Genomic DNA, 15,140 nt, shown 5'->3' on the forward strand with positions numbered 1-15,140 from the left:
ACCGAATGGATTCAAATACAGTGCTAACTACCGTGATTGCTTAGTGTTTGAGGTAAAATAAAATTCGTTAGAAATAGGGGCATAAATACCATTAGAGATATTGTAAAAATCCTCTCTATTTTTCAAGTTAAACTTTATTAATTTTTTGAAATCAGATGTTGCTTTAATCTCTGCATAGAACATCGAATAAAAGTTACTTTCTTTATCTAAAGCAGAAATGATTAATCCAACTTTATAAATTGAATTAGTATAAGTATCTAATTCGATATTAGTTTTTTTTAGATAATAAGTACCTTTACAAGAAACAATAACTAAAGTTACCAGTATAACATAGGTTATTTTTTTCATTTTCAATTTTTTGCTAACGTTTTGAGTAGCGTTATTTGCGATTTTTTGTTGTAAAGTTACGTAAAAATGATGAGCTTTTGGCTTTTAGAGATGAAGTAAGAAGGAATAAAATCTCCATGTAAATCTCCGTCATGACCTGCTAAGTACGTGTTTAAACGTAGAAAAATAAAAGCACGAATACTTAAAGACGACCTTAAATAATACATTGAGCTTCTTTTCATAGCAGGGATAACGTGATTGTGTATGAAATGTGGCCTGTGAAAAGACAGTAACTATTCTGATTAATACCGAGTCGAATATTGATGTTTTGTTTTTAGTTTGTCATTTCTTTTAAGCACATTAAGAATTTAGCTTCCTTTTTATCCTATACAACAAACCTCTTGGTTAACTATTTATTAGTTGTGTTTTATATATGTTTTTAGCGGCTGGCTTTTTTATTTGCGGTTTTCAATTCTCTTCAATGGTCATGAGTTGGTCCGAATTGAACATTGCTGCTGGAGAGATCACTAGTTCGTTCCAGGGAATATGGTCTCCGTAGCGTTCTTTCATTTTAGCCTTCACAATATCCTTGGTTAAGTTAAAGTCCGATAGCTTTTCCAGTTGTCCAATTGCTATATCGGTTGCCTGTTTATAGATTTTCCAAACGAGTTCAGAGCAATAGATCTTATCGTCTGACCATTCAAAGTAAAGGTCATAGGGCTTCCCTTTATATTGCTCCGCAATTTTCTTCATTTTACTCAAAGTAGCTCTGGACAACAGTCGATCGGCGTTTTTAAGTCGTTTTATAACGTAATGTCCATTTTTACCGCGATGTATCCAAACTGCTAGTGGTGTAAATTTTACGGGTTGCACCGCTTCGTAAACGAAAAACTGTCCATCCTTTTTGAAAATAATCCCCATATGACTGTATTGGGAGTTTGTAGCTAATTGAATGGCCTTACTTTGGGGAGATGTTGAGGTTTGAAAAATGATATCGCCCTCATTTATTTTAACTTTTTGCTCGGATCCCTGAAGTTGGATAACCTTTTTTTGTTCGAGTTGAACGAGTTCTTTAGCTCCTGTTGCAAACAAAGACATTTTCGTTCCGAAGTACGTCAGGAAAGCTAAACTTCCTGTTACTAGTAGTAGACTAATTTTTTTCATGCTGTTTTGACTGTTTTGACTGTTTTTCTGTACTCGCTCGAATTAGTTGTTCGAAACTCCAAAAGTTAGTTTTAGGTGGCTGCTGTTAACATCCACTCAGAAATAGTAACGACCAATATACTACTCTAGTACACTGGTTTAGAATATCCATTTAATAGTTGTAAAAAATCCTATCAGTATCATAGCGATGAGTAGCAGGATGCTACTAAAAATTAAGAATCCATAAAATTGGTCTTTCCATGTTTGTTTTTCTTCAGGAATGATCTGTTGATTAGCTGTTTTTAATTCTTTTGTAAGAATGATATTTTCAAAAAAGTAATTTGCATTCGGATCAGTCCAGTCAAGTTCTAAATCAATATAATCAACCGTGTCCTTTTTAATTTTTTGATTTCTAACCTTTAGAATTGCTTTTAACAGTTCAGACGAAAATAAGCTAAGTCCTTGTTCATTGGCCTTGATACAAGTATTATATTCATCTCCATCTTGATGATAAAATCCAAAAAGAGCAGTTTCCTTTTTATGATGTTCCTCTAAATAGGATATGATGTTTTCTAATTCTTTTTCGGTCATTTTTTTAGCAGTTTTTCTAAGTATGCTTGTTATTCCAAATGTAAAGTAAATGCTAGCATCATCAAAGGGCTGCGGGATTTTTGTTATTGATGTATTCGGCTGTGAGAGTACTCAAAGCGTTGGGCCAATTGGTGGTTTTTGATGATATTATGGTTAATTTCAAAGTATGGCAGTGGTATTTTTAAAGGCGTAGGGAGTTTCTTGCACTACAATTTGTACCCAATACTCAGTAGGAATATTCTGGGTAGGATATAGTTTTTTGTATCTGAAATAACATAACTTGAAAATCGATTGCTTTGCTTGAATTTTTCATTGTTAAGGTTTTGAAGGCGGAGTTCGAAGTTCCACGGGCTGTCTTTTTTTTGATAAGACAAAGAGGTGTTTACGATGGTATAATAGGTATGCTGACGGAGGTTTTGGTTTTGATAGTGGTAGTGATGATAATTTGCTTTTAAGCGGAGGTTTTTACATGGTGAATATGCGATACTCGCAGAAGGGTTGTGAACAACAAATGTGGTACTGTTAGCATCGGTAATGTATTTTCCGGTATTTCCCTTGTATCCAATTGCTATATTTTGGAAGTTGTGAAATGAGGTTTTCGCACTCAATTCATAAGAAAATTTCTTGTTGGTATTAACGACCAATGAGGAATTGAGTTGTTGTAAAAATTTAGCTTGTGTGTAGTTTAAACGCAGCTGATATTGAATTTTTTTAATCTTTTTTTTGATGCTTCCTCGAAGGTTCCAATGCTCAATAGCATTGTTTAAAAGTGCAATACTCGTAATTCGATTGATCGATTTAAAATTGACCGTAGTGCTAAATCCACGTATTTTTTTTTGGTAACTGGCACTCAATAGTAATAAGACATTTCGGTATAAGCTAAACCTACTGTAGTATGCTGTGAGGGAATGGTATAACTCATTTTCGAGATGTTCATTTCCTCTAAATACCGTATTGTAAGATTCTAGGTAATAGCGATTCGTTAGTTTGGAAACATTGGGGAAACGAGTTTTTAGCTTGTAGTTGAGTTGTATTTTTTTTGATTTATTGAATTCAATTTTGATTAAAAAATCGGGAAGTAGTACCCATTTATGATGGTCTATTTGTGAATTGGATTGATTAATTTGCCAATGGTAACTATGTAAGAATAGACCTTGTTTACAAGTGAATATACCTGCTTTGAATTTGTAATGCAGCCCAGAAAAGAAGTTGTTTAATGTGAATACGACACGATTATTAAAACCACCAGGGTCAAAGTTGTTCACGGATGCATCGTCTAATAGCTGGGCATCTCTATGGATAAACTTTTCACGTTGATACGTGTCACCTAGCGTATTGTAGATGTGATGGTTAGTACTCAAAAGCCAAAAGTCCTTCAACGTAGTTTGTAAAAGCTGTTGAGTCTCTTTTTTAATTTGGCGTATTGCCAATTGTGACTGATGTGGGTTGATAGGGGGAAGGATTGGCTTTATTCTAGCTAAGAAGGGCTGAGATGCATTCCAGTGTTTGGTGGCGGTGTTCTTCTCCACTATGGTTTGTAAAATAGCGGAGAATCGGTGTTTTTCTGATTGTTTTTTATGCCATTCAAAACTTTGATTTGCATAGCTGGTTTTGATGTTTTTTTGAGTTATAATGGAATTACTTTGTTGGTTTACGGCAGACAAAACATCCTTAAAATAGTCGTTGGTATTGAACTTAATTTGACTTCTGAGATAAAATTGTTCTTGAGGAGTCGGGGTAAATGAGAGGTTTAGCTTTGTGACACCAAAGCGTGTTTTTGACGATCCATGTACCTGCCTTAGTTCTGAAAATGCCGTGTATTCGCGTGAGCTTTCCTGAAAACTTCGCTCCTTGTTGTACGAGAGTACAGCGTAGCCCGAGAGTTCCAGTTTATCAGTTACAGTCCTAGTGAAGTTTACAGCCCCAAAATGTTGTGTATTGCTAAGGTTGTTTTTGTTTTTTAAAAATTGAGATAAAAGGCCCCCTGTCCAGTTAAAGTCTGAGTTGAAAACCGCGTTGATTCCTCCTTGAAAGTTGAGATAATCTTTAAAAGTAAGCGACTTTTCTCCGGTATTGTTGCTATTCCCTATTACGTTCACGGTTGTTTTTGGAGTATAGTAGTATAAGGAAGCCGTACTTTTATAAAAACCAGTATGCCCAGTACCTGCTTCCAGATTACCGAAAACAAAGTGTTTTTTGTCTTCTTTCAATTGGATGTTCATAGCCATATTGTCTGAATCTGAGATGTTTTTTAAAAAGGATACCTCGTTGTAGTTATCAATGACTTCAATCTTTTTAATGGCATCGGCGGGGATGTTTTCTATACCTAGTTTTGTGTTACCATCAAAGAATTTTTTCCCATCAACCAGAAGTCGAGTCACTCTTTTACCGAGTACTGTCACGCCGCCCTTGCCATCTAAATCAACACCTGGAAGCTTTTTTAGTAGGTTTTTAAGTTTTCGCTCTGTACCGTCAACAAAGGTTTGGGGATTATAGGTAATCGTATCTTTTTTTACTGTTACGGGTAGTTCAATAATCACAGTATTGAGCTTATGTATAGCTTCCTTTAAGATAATATCTTTCGATAGGTCGGAGTTTGGAGTAATGTCAAATTTATACTTTTGATATCCCAGATAGGACACGGAAATTGTGTAGCGATGGAGCTGCTTCAGTGGTAAATGGTACTGGCCTTCTTCATCGCTGAGTGTGTATGCCAATCGATTGTTGTTAGCTTTGGAACTGGCGATTATAGCAGCAAATTGCAAAATCTCGCCCTTGTCATTTTTCACTGTGCCTGATAAAGATACGGATTGTGTCAAGGCCTCGTTTGTCAAGAGCATGCAAAGCATCAAGATTAAACATTTTAAGAGTTTCAAATTTTAATGATATTTCTTTTTATAGGCTTGCATTGAATTTTTAACGAGCGTTTCAAATTCGTTATAGCTTACTGTGATTCCCGATGTTGGTTTTTTAATCTTATCGTGAATAGTCGTGTTCAATTCAATCTTTTTGGCTTTGAAATAGTAATGTGTTCCTGTCAGTTCTAATATCAAACCAGGTAAGCCCATATAGTCTAAAGGGGCGAAGCTAATGGGGATTTCAGGTGTAAACCAAGCTTCGATTTTAAACTTAAAAACTCCTTTACTATTGACGATTCTTTTGGTGCCTATGGCTTTTTTGCACAGGTAGTTTTGAATCCGTTTTTCTTCTTGAGTAAGTTTCCACTTAAACATGTCATGACTTACAATGAAGGTTTCTCCTAGCGCTTCCTTTTTACATAAAATAGTACTGTTTTTTAGGTTGGTATAGTAGTACTCATTGCCTAGCACGAGTTCTGCTAGGTTCTTTTTACTAGTTGGGATATCCATTTTATTTAGCATGAAAAAGCCCGATTCATTTGGAGTACAGACTAGCTTAAAAGTCAGTTTCTTACTCGAATTGAATAGTTTATTTAAATTTGTCGTGAGCACTTTGTTATTGTTGTTTTCCTTACTTAAGTACTTGGATATATCTATGGGTTTGGTACTTACCTCATAAAGTATCACATGATTTCCTGATTGCGAAACGAGTTGAGTGTAACTACAGAGAAGAAGAACAATTGTTATCCATGTTTTCATAGGTTTCTATTTAATTCACTGTCTATGAATAATTGTAGCGGTCTGTTAAGTTTACTTACTTGGGATCGTCACCATCGTCTATGTCATCTTCAGAGAATTCCTTAAAGGTTTCGAGTTGATAGGCAATACAACCATCATAAGAAGCACGCCATACTATAAGCGAAGTGCCGTAGTTTACTCCTGCCATTATCGCGATGCCTTGAGAAATATCTGCGTATTCTGCACAATTCATATACAAAACTCTAGTATATAAATTTTGCACTGAGCGCATTGGTGGTGATAAAAAGAAGAGCGAAGGCTATTAGTCGTTTTTTCATAATTCCTGATTTTTTTTGCAAGTTTTCAAACTACTTGGTTTTTTTGATTGCCTGCTTTAAATAGTGGTTACCTGTTTCGGTAATTACTCTTTCAAAGATATCCTCGTTGTTAAGGGGCATCGCTACTTACAGTAGTAAAGTATGCGCTACTGATTGCTTTGATGGAGGGACTTAGTAAAAATAGACTGAAAATTAGATAAGGAAGAGAGGTTTGTTCAAAACGCCACGAATTGTGTTATCGGCGGTAACTTTTTGTTGATAACTGGGAATAATTGTTAAAAAGGAGGGGCGTTTATACCAGTGAAGTACCAGTACCAGTGAGATTTCTAACTGTAAGCATTAATCTTTACGGGTTTTAGTAGCTGTAGTGATTGAAATAACAAATGCGATTAAGAGTACTGAATTTAAAATGGCACTATAGCACCATACGTCGGTCATAAATGGTGTTTGGCAGGGAGGACATGGAGTATGGGGAGCACAGGGTTCACACAGAATAAAGAAGGAATCGAATACGAATCGTAAGAGAAGTGCTCCATTACTCAGGAGAGCAAAGTATAATATATAGTGAGCGAAAGTGGTATTCAGTTTCATAGGGCAATGCATTTTGATACGTACTTTTTTAAAAAGTAACTGCATAAATATACATAAATCTCGTCAATTTATACCTAGTTAAAAATACGATGCTCGAGAAACGTGCGAATTAGTGTCCAAAAGAAAATCGATATCTAGTTCAGTAGTTCTGCTACACAGCGCAAAGCCGATTTTGCGGCAGCATGAACACTTCCCCAATCACTGCCATCTGTATAAGAAGTTCCAGCAAAATACAATCTGTTGTTCACGGACTGACCGAGTACTTTTACAGTTCTCCAACGCTCTTGGTCGTACACATAGGCACCTTCTATAAAAGGCTCACGACTCCAGTTTTGGGTAATGTGTTGAAGGTATTGCTCGGAAGCTTGGCCATCAAAAAGCGCATCTAGTTCCTTGAGCATGTATTGGAGCAGGGCCTGGTCTGATAACTCGGCGTAGGGTACAGTTGCGGTTCCAAGGGCTAGGAACCCGAGTACGTTTCTCTCAGAATGCTGTCCGTAGGAAGCGTCGTAATACAGTTTTTGTCCAGATTTTCGAGGACGAATTGAGGTTTCGATAACGGTGGGATAAAACTTTTCAGAGAACTCAATAAAAGCTTTAAAACCATCCCAAACGGTTACTTTTTCTATGGCTTTTAATTTTTTTTCTGGTAGTGCTGGGACAAAGCGGATGGCTTTTTTTTGGAGCATTTTTACCGGTACAGTTACGATAACCTTAGTTGCTTTAAATTCTTTAGTAGAGGTGGCAACGCTAACACCATCGGAATGGTAGGTTACGGATTCGACTATTTGGTTGTATTGTTTGTTACTCTCGATTGTTGGAACTACATAGGTTTTAAAAAAATCTAACCATGATGAATTGACAAATTTTTGGTCGATGTCAAAGCCCATGTCATCCATAGAAATTTCTTCACCATCATAGAGTCCATAATCGGAACTTTCATATCCTTTTGTCTCGATAGCTATGCTCGCCTCAGCATCGTTTACAATATCGTTAAAGACACTCTTTTCAACATGTAACCACTCTGCGCCTAAGGGAATGGGAAAATCGACGAAATCGTTGACAGTTTTCATTCGGCCTCCCAAATTTGGCGAGGCTTCCAAAATTTGAAAATCAATACCTAATTGGGCCAATCGGTAGGCCGCTGTCAGGCCAGCAGCTCCGGCTCCTATAATGAGTATTTTACCCTTAAAATTCACTGACTTTTTAGGGGAATCAATGAATTGTTCAGCACCGAATACCGATTGAAGGGGGAGGCTGATTCCGAGAATACTACAAATTTTAAGGAATTCTTTGCGTGTCATATCGGGTGTCTTTTAATGTCTGGTAATATTAGATTACTTTTTTTAAAATAGCAAAAGTTGCCTAGGGTTTTGTAAGCCAGTAGTATAGGGGCGTGTTTGTTAGGGCATACAAAGAGCGAACTAATACAGTACTATGAAAAAAGCAGCTCAAACCTTGGCCTGAGCTGCTTTTTCGTGGAAATGCGGTTTATTGATGTCAACAGGACTATACTAAGTTGAGTTCAACGGCTACATTACCCTTTAAGGCTAAAGAATAAGGACAAACGGCATGTGCTTTTTCGAGTAATGTCTTGGCAACCTCTTCGGAAACACCGGTTATAGCTACATCGATACGCGCTGTTAAGGAATAAGTCGATACATCTGTCATGGCGAGTCCGATAACCGCTGTTGTTTTCGATGTTATAGGTAACTTTTCTTTTCCGGCTACCATTTGCAGAGCGCTGTCGAAGCAAGCGGAATATCCCGCTGCAAATAATTGCTCTGGGTTGGTATAATTACCGCCGTCACCTCCTAATTGGATAGGCATTTTTAGATTAAAATCGAGCACACCATCGGCACTTTTTACGTGTCCTTTGCGTCCTCCTGTAGTTGTTGCTGCTGTTTCAAATAATATGTTCATGGGTTATAACTGTTTGTGTAATAAGCTTAATAATTTTACGAGGTTGTTTCGGAAATCCTTGAGCTCCTCGTCGCTAAAGGAATCATTGGCAAAGTGACGTTCAATTTCTTTAGGGATGGAAGCTGCTGCTACTTGAAGCTGCTTTCCTTTCGCTGTCAATGCAATATGTACTGTTCGTTCGTCGTCGGTAGCTCGCGTTCTGCTAACCAATTCTTTTTGTTCTAAACGTTTGAGGAGTGGGGTCAATGTATTACTTTCTAAAAATAGCAGGCTTCCAATATCTTTTACAGCCATGGTTTCGTATTCCCAGAGTACCAAGAGCACGAGGTATTGTGGATAGGTGATATCCAACTGTTTTAAATGGGGAGCGTATAATTTAGTCGTTAAGCGAGAAGCTGCATACAGCGGAAAACACAGTTGGTTTTCCAATTTTAGTTGTTCACAAGTTTTAGTCATGTTGCGTACTGTTTTTTTTAGTAAATGATCCTGTTGACCACAGTGCCCATACTATGAGCACGGGTTGGAAAAATAATCGAATCAGCCGCTTTTGATCTGTGTCGAGTCCGAAAGCACTAATTTCATTGGTGTATTGTGAAATATTTCCTGGAAAGATAAGCACGAAGAAGACTGCCAACAGAATACCTACTTTTTTCTGATGTTTCCATAAAAAGATCATGGCGATACCTAAGGCAATTTCCACAATTCCTGAGGTCAGGACAATGAGATCCATAAAGTCTGAGTGATGGGTTAGCCAGCGCGGTACTTGAGCTAGAAATTCCTGCCTGTGAAAGGTTAAATGACCAATACCTGCAAAGGTCATAAAGGCTCCCAAAACTATTCGGGCGATGCTTTGTAATGTTTTCATATCGTTAAAGATTAAATCGTGCACGATGCAAATGTACGAAGATTTCCTTGCAAATTGGAAAGCTATAATGGGTTTTATAAGGGTTTTGTTTTTAAGTATTTGTTAATGAATGTGTTGTTTTTTGTGGGTCTATTTGTAAATAACGGAGTAGTAGCTCTTTTTGGTGTTGGGAGTTTAGGTTTTTAGAAAAATGAGCTTGAATCCACTTAGCGGTTTCTTGTTCGTTATGTTGTTGATGGTAAAGAAATGCCAGTAGATACTCTTCCGTGAGCAAAGGAGTTCCTATGCGAAATGGAGGTTTTTGTAGGTTTTGATGTAGAGAAGCAATATTTTGATCTATCGATTGATGGTTGTCAAACCATTCTTTTATGATAGCAATATTTCTTCTAAGATTTTTCGTCAAGGTTTTTTGGAAAGAAGCTTTGTTGACGGTACTAATTTCATCCGAATTAACAATTTTTTTGCCTTCCATATATCCGTACCAATGTGGTGTATGGTTTAGATACATGAGTTTAGTCGTTTTGGCTGTTCGGTGATACCTTAGTGTATTTCCGGAATATGAAGGGATACAACGATAAGCATTCCCGAAGGTTAGCAAGCCTCTATATCCTTTACCTACGGAGTATTGTACTATATGTTGAATTCCCTGTTCGTTGAAGTCTGAGTACCATAAATATTTTCCATTCCAATGAGGCAGTCCAATATTTGCCAACTGGGGGCTTGCAATGTTGTTTAAAAGATGGAGTCGATCCGCCAACAGAACCTCATCGAGGTTTTGATAACGATAGTATATGTAGTATTGGCGGTACTTTTGTTTAAAGTAGTTATTTAGCTGCGTAATGATTTTCATAAAATCAGGATTTTCGTGTTAAGTTACGACGCTATGGATGTCGAGAGCTCATTTTATGTAGGAAATAACACTGTCTCTTGGGGTTAAGGGGGGCAGTACTATAACCGGATTTGTTGATGACAAATATGATATCAGGCATTCCAACACTCGCAGGAACAGAATAAAAGGAGTAGAGGATGGAAAAGTCTCATTTTTATTATAGAGTTTTAAAGTTTAGGAAAGAAAAAACGCTTCATTTGTTTCCAAATATAGTCCTTGTCATAAGGACCTTGATGATAATAGAATGCACCGTTAGGCTTGATGAGTAAAAAGCTTCCATGGGGAACTGCATAGGGAAAAAAGAGTCTGTTTAAGAGTCGTTCTTTATCGGGAATCCAGTGAATGTACTTTCGTTGGTAGTCCGAAGCTCTCTTTGAATTCGGGTCGTATATCCAAAAGAGGGAGATTGCATCGCGTTGAGCTAGACGATTACTAAAATTAGCGTCCAGCACGTTCCATTTGGAAGCAGCAAATTTTTTCTGATTAGAGGCCAAGGGGGAAAGATAATTAATAACGAGGTAACCGTTATCAGCTAGGCTGCTTTTGCCCATTTTTTGGAGGTATGCTTGTAATGCTTTCAGAGCACTAGGAGCCAATTGACCTACTTTTTCTTTAGGTACAAGAATGGTGATTTCTTGTTGGTCTCTTCGGAAATGTAAGTCTAGATACTGTGGTTCTTGTAGTCGTTTGTTATACAAGAAGTCTGATAGTTCTATTCCGTATTCGTTATAATGCTTGGCGTTTGCTTGCTGTGCAAAGCTGTGAACCGCAAAAAGTAATAGGAATAAAAATAAGAGGTAAGAATGTTTCATAGTATTAAGGTTCGAGAGGAGCAGTAGTGTGTACAGTGTTTTTATCCCAAGCAATAACCTGTACTCCTGGTGAGTAATGGGCGTGTACTGGTGGCGTATTGAGTAGCTCTTCAAATTTCGGAAATTTAAAATCCAAAGATGTTAATTTAATAGCATACAAGGGCCACTCCACATGGTGAATGTCAAATTGCAGCAGTTGACCAGAGGAGTTTTCTTGAAACAAAGCATAGCGTTCTGTAAGCCATAGGTCAAGGGTGGTTTTGTTCCGTATAAGCTTTTCTTTTGTGAAGGAAACCGAAAATTGAGTAGCTTTTTCGCTATTTTTTGAAGAGAATTTCCCTGTTTCGCGTTGCATGGCGGCATGAGTATACGGAAGTTCAGAAATTGCTTTAGCGATATAGCAAGCACATTTTTTAGAAGCTTCGATACTTAAAAAATAGACACCACTTTTACCATTGCTGCGCACATAGGTGCGCAGGTTGAGTTCATCGAAATTTGATATTGGTGGAAAGGATGGGACATAGCGAAACTTCATCTTTTCCATACTAAAAGCGACAAAACTTATCCATGCTGTTCCATCACAGGTGTTAAGCTGTACTAAGGAAGGGATATAGGGTTGTAAGAGTGTCTTAGGAACGGGCCAATGCAAAAAAATGGCACGGTTCCATTCTTGGTAAAATTTCCAAGGAGTGCTGGGTATAGAAAAGGGCCTGTGCGCCGTTTCTTTCGTAATATTCATAGCGTTGAGTTTAGCAGTGTTAAAATTACGAAATACCGAGAAAACTCCTCGGATAAATGATCCAAGGAGCCTATTTTATTGTAAAATTTTAAGAAAAGTGTCTTTTTTTCTCGTTGCCAAGGGGACTTTATAGCCATTTTTGAGTACTAGGAAGTCACCTTCGCGTTTATCGTATCGGATGAGGTGGTTTAAATTGACCAAAAAGGATTGGTGACAGCGAAAAAAAGTTTGATTAGGTAATAGGTTCTGGTACTCTTTTATCGACTTTGTTGCCATGAGCGAATGTTGGTCTTTGATAAAGAATTCTGTATAACTCCCATTGGCTTCCAGGTGAAAAATATCGTTTATAGTAATTATTTGGAGTCCGTGCTTGTCTTTTACGATGAGTTTATGCGGGCGTTCATAGGTCATGTTTTCACGAAGGGTATCTAGTTTTTGTGACGTAGCGTGGGTATGGCGTTCGGTCAAGGCCTTCTCAACCGCGGTGACGAGATCTTCGTAATCGAAAGGTTTTAACAAGTAGTCCAACGCGCTGTACTTAATAGCTTGTAAGGCGTACTGCTGAAAGGATGAGATAAAGATCAGCTGAAAGTTTTTGTCGGGCAAACTCTCCAGGATGTCAAAACCGTTCCCGTCGGGGAGTTCGACATCCAAAAATACGAGTTCTGGAGCCGTGGTTGTGATAAGTGCGATAGCAGTTTCTACCGTTTCAGCCACACCGCACAAATGTACGTTTGGACAGTGTTTTTCCAGTTGCCTTATCAGGCTTTTTTGGGCGGCTTTATTGTCTTCAATGATAACTGTTTGCATAGTAGTATAGTTCTGTAGATAGTAGACTTACATAGTAAAAGAGGGGAGTTGAAGTTGAACACGGGTACCCGTTGCTACGGAGTGTACTTTGAAGTAACTCTCTTTGTATCCTCGTTTTTTGAGGAGGTCTATTCGTTCTTTAGTGATGGCCATTGCATGAGAGGTGTGATTTGTCGGGATTTCTTGTTCGAGGGCGGTGATACCGATACCATTGTCTTCAATGGCTAAAATGATGAGATCGTCTTTTAGGCTAAAGCTGATGGTGATAGTCGCCTCAGCTCCCAGTGAGGCTATACCGTGTTCAATGGCATTTTCTACAAAGGGCTGTGCAAACATAGGTGGAATGGCAATTTCATCGGTGAATATGGCTTCATCAACGTCAATGTGATAGTTAAATGGTACAGCTCTGCGCAGGTTTTGGATAGCGAGGTAGTTATCGAGCATTTTTATTTCTTGTTCGAGGGGCACAAACTGATTGCGAGAATTGTCTAAAACTTGCCGTATAAGTTTGGCGAACTTAGCGAGGTACAATCCTGCTTTTTCTTTAGCACCACTATCAATATAGTCCTGAATGGCCGCCATGGCATTAAAAATAAAATGAGGATTCATTTGAACGCGTAACAAATTCTGTTCGATATCTCGATTTTTCTGCGTGAGTTTGAATTGTTTTTGCTGATAAATAAGCACGAGCACAATTCCTAAGAGCAGTAGTACAAGTACGGTAATGATCAGTGCGGTAGTTTTTAATTTTGACTCAGAGAGTTGAAGTTCTTTAATGGCAGCTTCTTGATTGAGGTTGACGATTTCTTGTTCTTTTAATTCAGTTTCGTGTTTAATTTTTAATCCTGCAATAGTGAGGTTTTTTTCTTTTCCCAGAAGTGAATCATAGAGCGTATGGAAGGTTTCAAGACGCTGTAGCGCTCCCTTGTAGTTGCCTTGTGCTTTGTGAATAGCAACTAAAATTTGAGCACCTAGTTTTATATTGGTGACATTTTGGATAGTATGGGCCAGGGCAATTCCGCGTTCGAGCAGTTGTTGTGCTTTGGTGAGGTTTTTTTGTCTCCAAGCAATTCTTCCTGCTAGGATGTAGGCTTCAGCAATATTGGATTTAAAATCTATTTGTTGGCTTAAGGCTAAGCCTTTTTCTGCGTGGCTAATGGCTTTTTCAAGTTGATTTGTGTCGAGGAAATGCTGTCCTAAATCGATTAAATTTACCGCGATGAATTCTTTGTTTTCTAGCTTTTCAGCAGCTTGCAAGGAGTACTGATAATTTTCCAATGCCTGGTCAAATTTTTTCATAGAGGCATAGGTGTTGGCAATATTGTTATACAGCAAGGGAGTTTGGCCTTTGTGTTCTGATTTTTTGGCCAGTTCAAGTCCTTTTTTAAAATAATGGAGCGCATCGGTAAAGAGCATTAATTCGTTGTAAATACTTCCAATATTGTTGTAGTTAATTGTCAATCCGCGAGTGTCTGGAATTGCCGAAAGAATTTTTGACGATTGAAGATAGTACTCAAGACCTTCAGGATAGCGACCGAGGTCGTAATAGGCCGCTCCTATGTTGTTCAAGTTTGCTGCAATCCCCTTTTTATTGTCCTGCTCTTTTTCGTAGGCAAGTGATGCACGGTAATATGCTATAGCTTTATTTTTATCACCGAGTTTGCTGTAGACGATTCCGATATTGGTATTGCACATGGCAATTTGACTGGCATTCTTAATGTCTTCTGCGTAGTTCAAGGCCTTTAAATAGGTGTCGAGAGCGAGCTGATAATCGCCTTTGTTCTGATGGATAACCCCGATGTTTAAATAGCTAAAACAGAGTCCTTTTTTGTCGTTGCGTAGTTTTTTTGTTTTGATGGACTGTTCGTAAAAGTACAAGGCTTTGTTGTGTTGTCCGAGTTCTTCGTATAAGAGGCCTATATTGTTTTGTGATTTGGCAATACCAATGGTGTCCTTAATCTGTTGTTTGATGGCCAAACTCTTTTTGTGGAATACCAAGGCACTGCTGTCTTTGTCTTGCAAGTAGGCTAAAATTCCGAGGTTGTTATAGGCCTTGGCTTTTTGCTGTAAGAGGCTATCTCCGGCCAGAGAGGTAATGTTGAGGTACTGTTTTGAAGCGAGCTGGTATTCCCCTTTTTTGATTCTGAAATAACCGAGTTCTAACAAGGCGCCAATGGTACCTGATATCAGCCCTGTTTCTTCAGAGAGCTTCATGGATTTTTGAATATACGCCAGTTTTTGCAATGAGTCTTTAGGGGGGTATAACTGCGCTATTTTATTGTAGAGTTTGATTTTGGCAGCGGCCGAAGTTTCTTCATGACTGCGTTGAATGAGCGAGTCTATTTTTGGGGTTTGCTGGGCGTTTAAGACCAGTACGTGAGTTAGAATTAAGAAAAATAATGTAATGGTGTGTTTGAGCCTCCTCTTAGAGGTTGCCATGGGCGAAGGATTGGGTAGCATATGTTCTCTGTTTTAGTTTGATAAAATACTAGATTACCAGAACAGAAAATTCTAAC

Annotated in this window: 15 protein-coding genes; all 15 read right to left on the reverse strand. The window is 38.1% G+C overall.

Annotated features, from left to right (window positions below; translation table 11 throughout):
- Positions 1–27 precede the first annotated feature (27 nt).
- The gene (locus tag ACKTS5_RS03625) at positions 28–348 is read right to left on the reverse strand and encodes a hypothetical protein (RefSeq protein WP_408042476.1); all 321 of its coding nucleotides are present in this window, start codon (positions 346–348) and stop codon (positions 28–30) included.
- Between the two features lie 447 nt (positions 349–795).
- Positions 796–1,491, reverse strand: a complete 696-nt coding sequence (locus ACKTS5_RS03630; RefSeq protein ID WP_408042477.1) for a YiiX family permuted papain-like enzyme — start codon at positions 1,489–1,491, stop codon at positions 796–798.
- Positions 1,492–1,629: 138 nt separating this feature from the next.
- The gene (locus ACKTS5_RS03635; RefSeq protein ID WP_408042478.1) at positions 1,630–2,061 is read right to left on the reverse strand and encodes a hypothetical protein; all 432 of its coding nucleotides are present in this window, start codon (positions 2,059–2,061) and stop codon (positions 1,630–1,632) included.
- A 206-nt stretch (positions 2,062–2,267) separates the two neighbouring features.
- Positions 2,268–4,901 (reverse strand): carboxypeptidase-like regulatory domain-containing protein, encoded by a 2,634-nt coding sequence (locus ACKTS5_RS03640; RefSeq protein WP_408042479.1) that lies wholly within the window; start codon positions 4,899–4,901, stop codon positions 2,268–2,270.
- A 39-nt stretch (positions 4,902–4,940) separates the two neighbouring features.
- Positions 4,941–5,678, reverse strand: a complete 738-nt coding sequence (locus ACKTS5_RS03645; protein WP_408042480.1) for a GLPGLI family protein — start codon at positions 5,676–5,678, stop codon at positions 4,941–4,943.
- Between the two features lie 55 nt (positions 5,679–5,733).
- Positions 5,734–5,910, reverse strand: a complete 177-nt coding sequence (locus ACKTS5_RS03650; protein WP_408042481.1) for a hypothetical protein — start codon at positions 5,908–5,910, stop codon at positions 5,734–5,736.
- 810 nt (positions 5,911–6,720) lie between these two features.
- Positions 6,721–7,890: a flavin monoamine oxidase family protein gene (locus tag ACKTS5_RS03655; protein ID WP_408042482.1), complete on the reverse strand. Its 1,170-nt coding sequence runs from the start codon at positions 7,888–7,890 to the stop codon at positions 6,721–6,723.
- 205 nt (positions 7,891–8,095) lie between these two features.
- Complete coding sequence (locus tag ACKTS5_RS03660; protein WP_408042483.1) at positions 8,096–8,509, reverse strand: organic hydroperoxide resistance protein; 414 nt, start codon at positions 8,507–8,509, stop codon at positions 8,096–8,098.
- A gap of 3 nt (positions 8,510–8,512) precedes the next feature.
- The gene (locus ACKTS5_RS03665) at positions 8,513–8,965 is read right to left on the reverse strand and encodes a MarR family winged helix-turn-helix transcriptional regulator (protein WP_408042484.1); all 453 of its coding nucleotides are present in this window, start codon (positions 8,963–8,965) and stop codon (positions 8,513–8,515) included.
- Positions 8,958–9,374, reverse strand: coding sequence for a DoxX family protein (locus ACKTS5_RS03670; protein ID WP_408042485.1), 417 nt, complete (start codon positions 9,372–9,374; stop codon positions 8,958–8,960). Before ACKTS5_RS03670 ends, ACKTS5_RS03665 begins: the two co-directional genes overlap by 8 nt.
- Before the next feature lie 91 nt (positions 9,375–9,465).
- Positions 9,466–10,224: a hypothetical protein gene (locus tag ACKTS5_RS03675; RefSeq protein WP_408042486.1), complete on the reverse strand. Its 759-nt coding sequence runs from the start codon at positions 10,222–10,224 to the stop codon at positions 9,466–9,468.
- A 206-nt stretch (positions 10,225–10,430) separates the two neighbouring features.
- Positions 10,431–11,075: a hypothetical protein gene (locus tag ACKTS5_RS03680; protein WP_408042487.1), complete on the reverse strand. Its 645-nt coding sequence runs from the start codon at positions 11,073–11,075 to the stop codon at positions 10,431–10,433.
- A gap of 4 nt (positions 11,076–11,079) precedes the next feature.
- Positions 11,080–11,814 carry a YqjF family protein gene (locus tag ACKTS5_RS03685; RefSeq protein WP_408042488.1) on the reverse strand — a complete coding sequence of 245 codons (735 nt, stop codon included), beginning with the start codon at positions 11,812–11,814 and terminating at the stop codon, positions 11,080–11,082.
- Positions 11,815–11,889: 75 nt separating this feature from the next.
- Positions 11,890–12,624, reverse strand: coding sequence for a LytR/AlgR family response regulator transcription factor (locus tag ACKTS5_RS03690; RefSeq protein WP_408042489.1), 735 nt, complete (start codon positions 12,622–12,624; stop codon positions 11,890–11,892).
- A 27-nt stretch (positions 12,625–12,651) separates the two neighbouring features.
- Entirely contained in the window at positions 12,652–15,084 is a 2,433-nt protein-coding gene (locus tag ACKTS5_RS03695) for a tetratricopeptide repeat-containing sensor histidine kinase (protein WP_408042490.1), read from the reverse strand.
- Positions 15,085–15,140: the final 56 nt, after the last annotated feature.

Origin of the sequence: Tenacibaculum litopenaei, from assembly GCF_964514025.1 — a bacterium.
GTDB lineage: Bacteria > Bacteroidota > Bacteroidia > Flavobacteriales > Flavobacteriaceae > Polaribacter > Polaribacter litopenaei.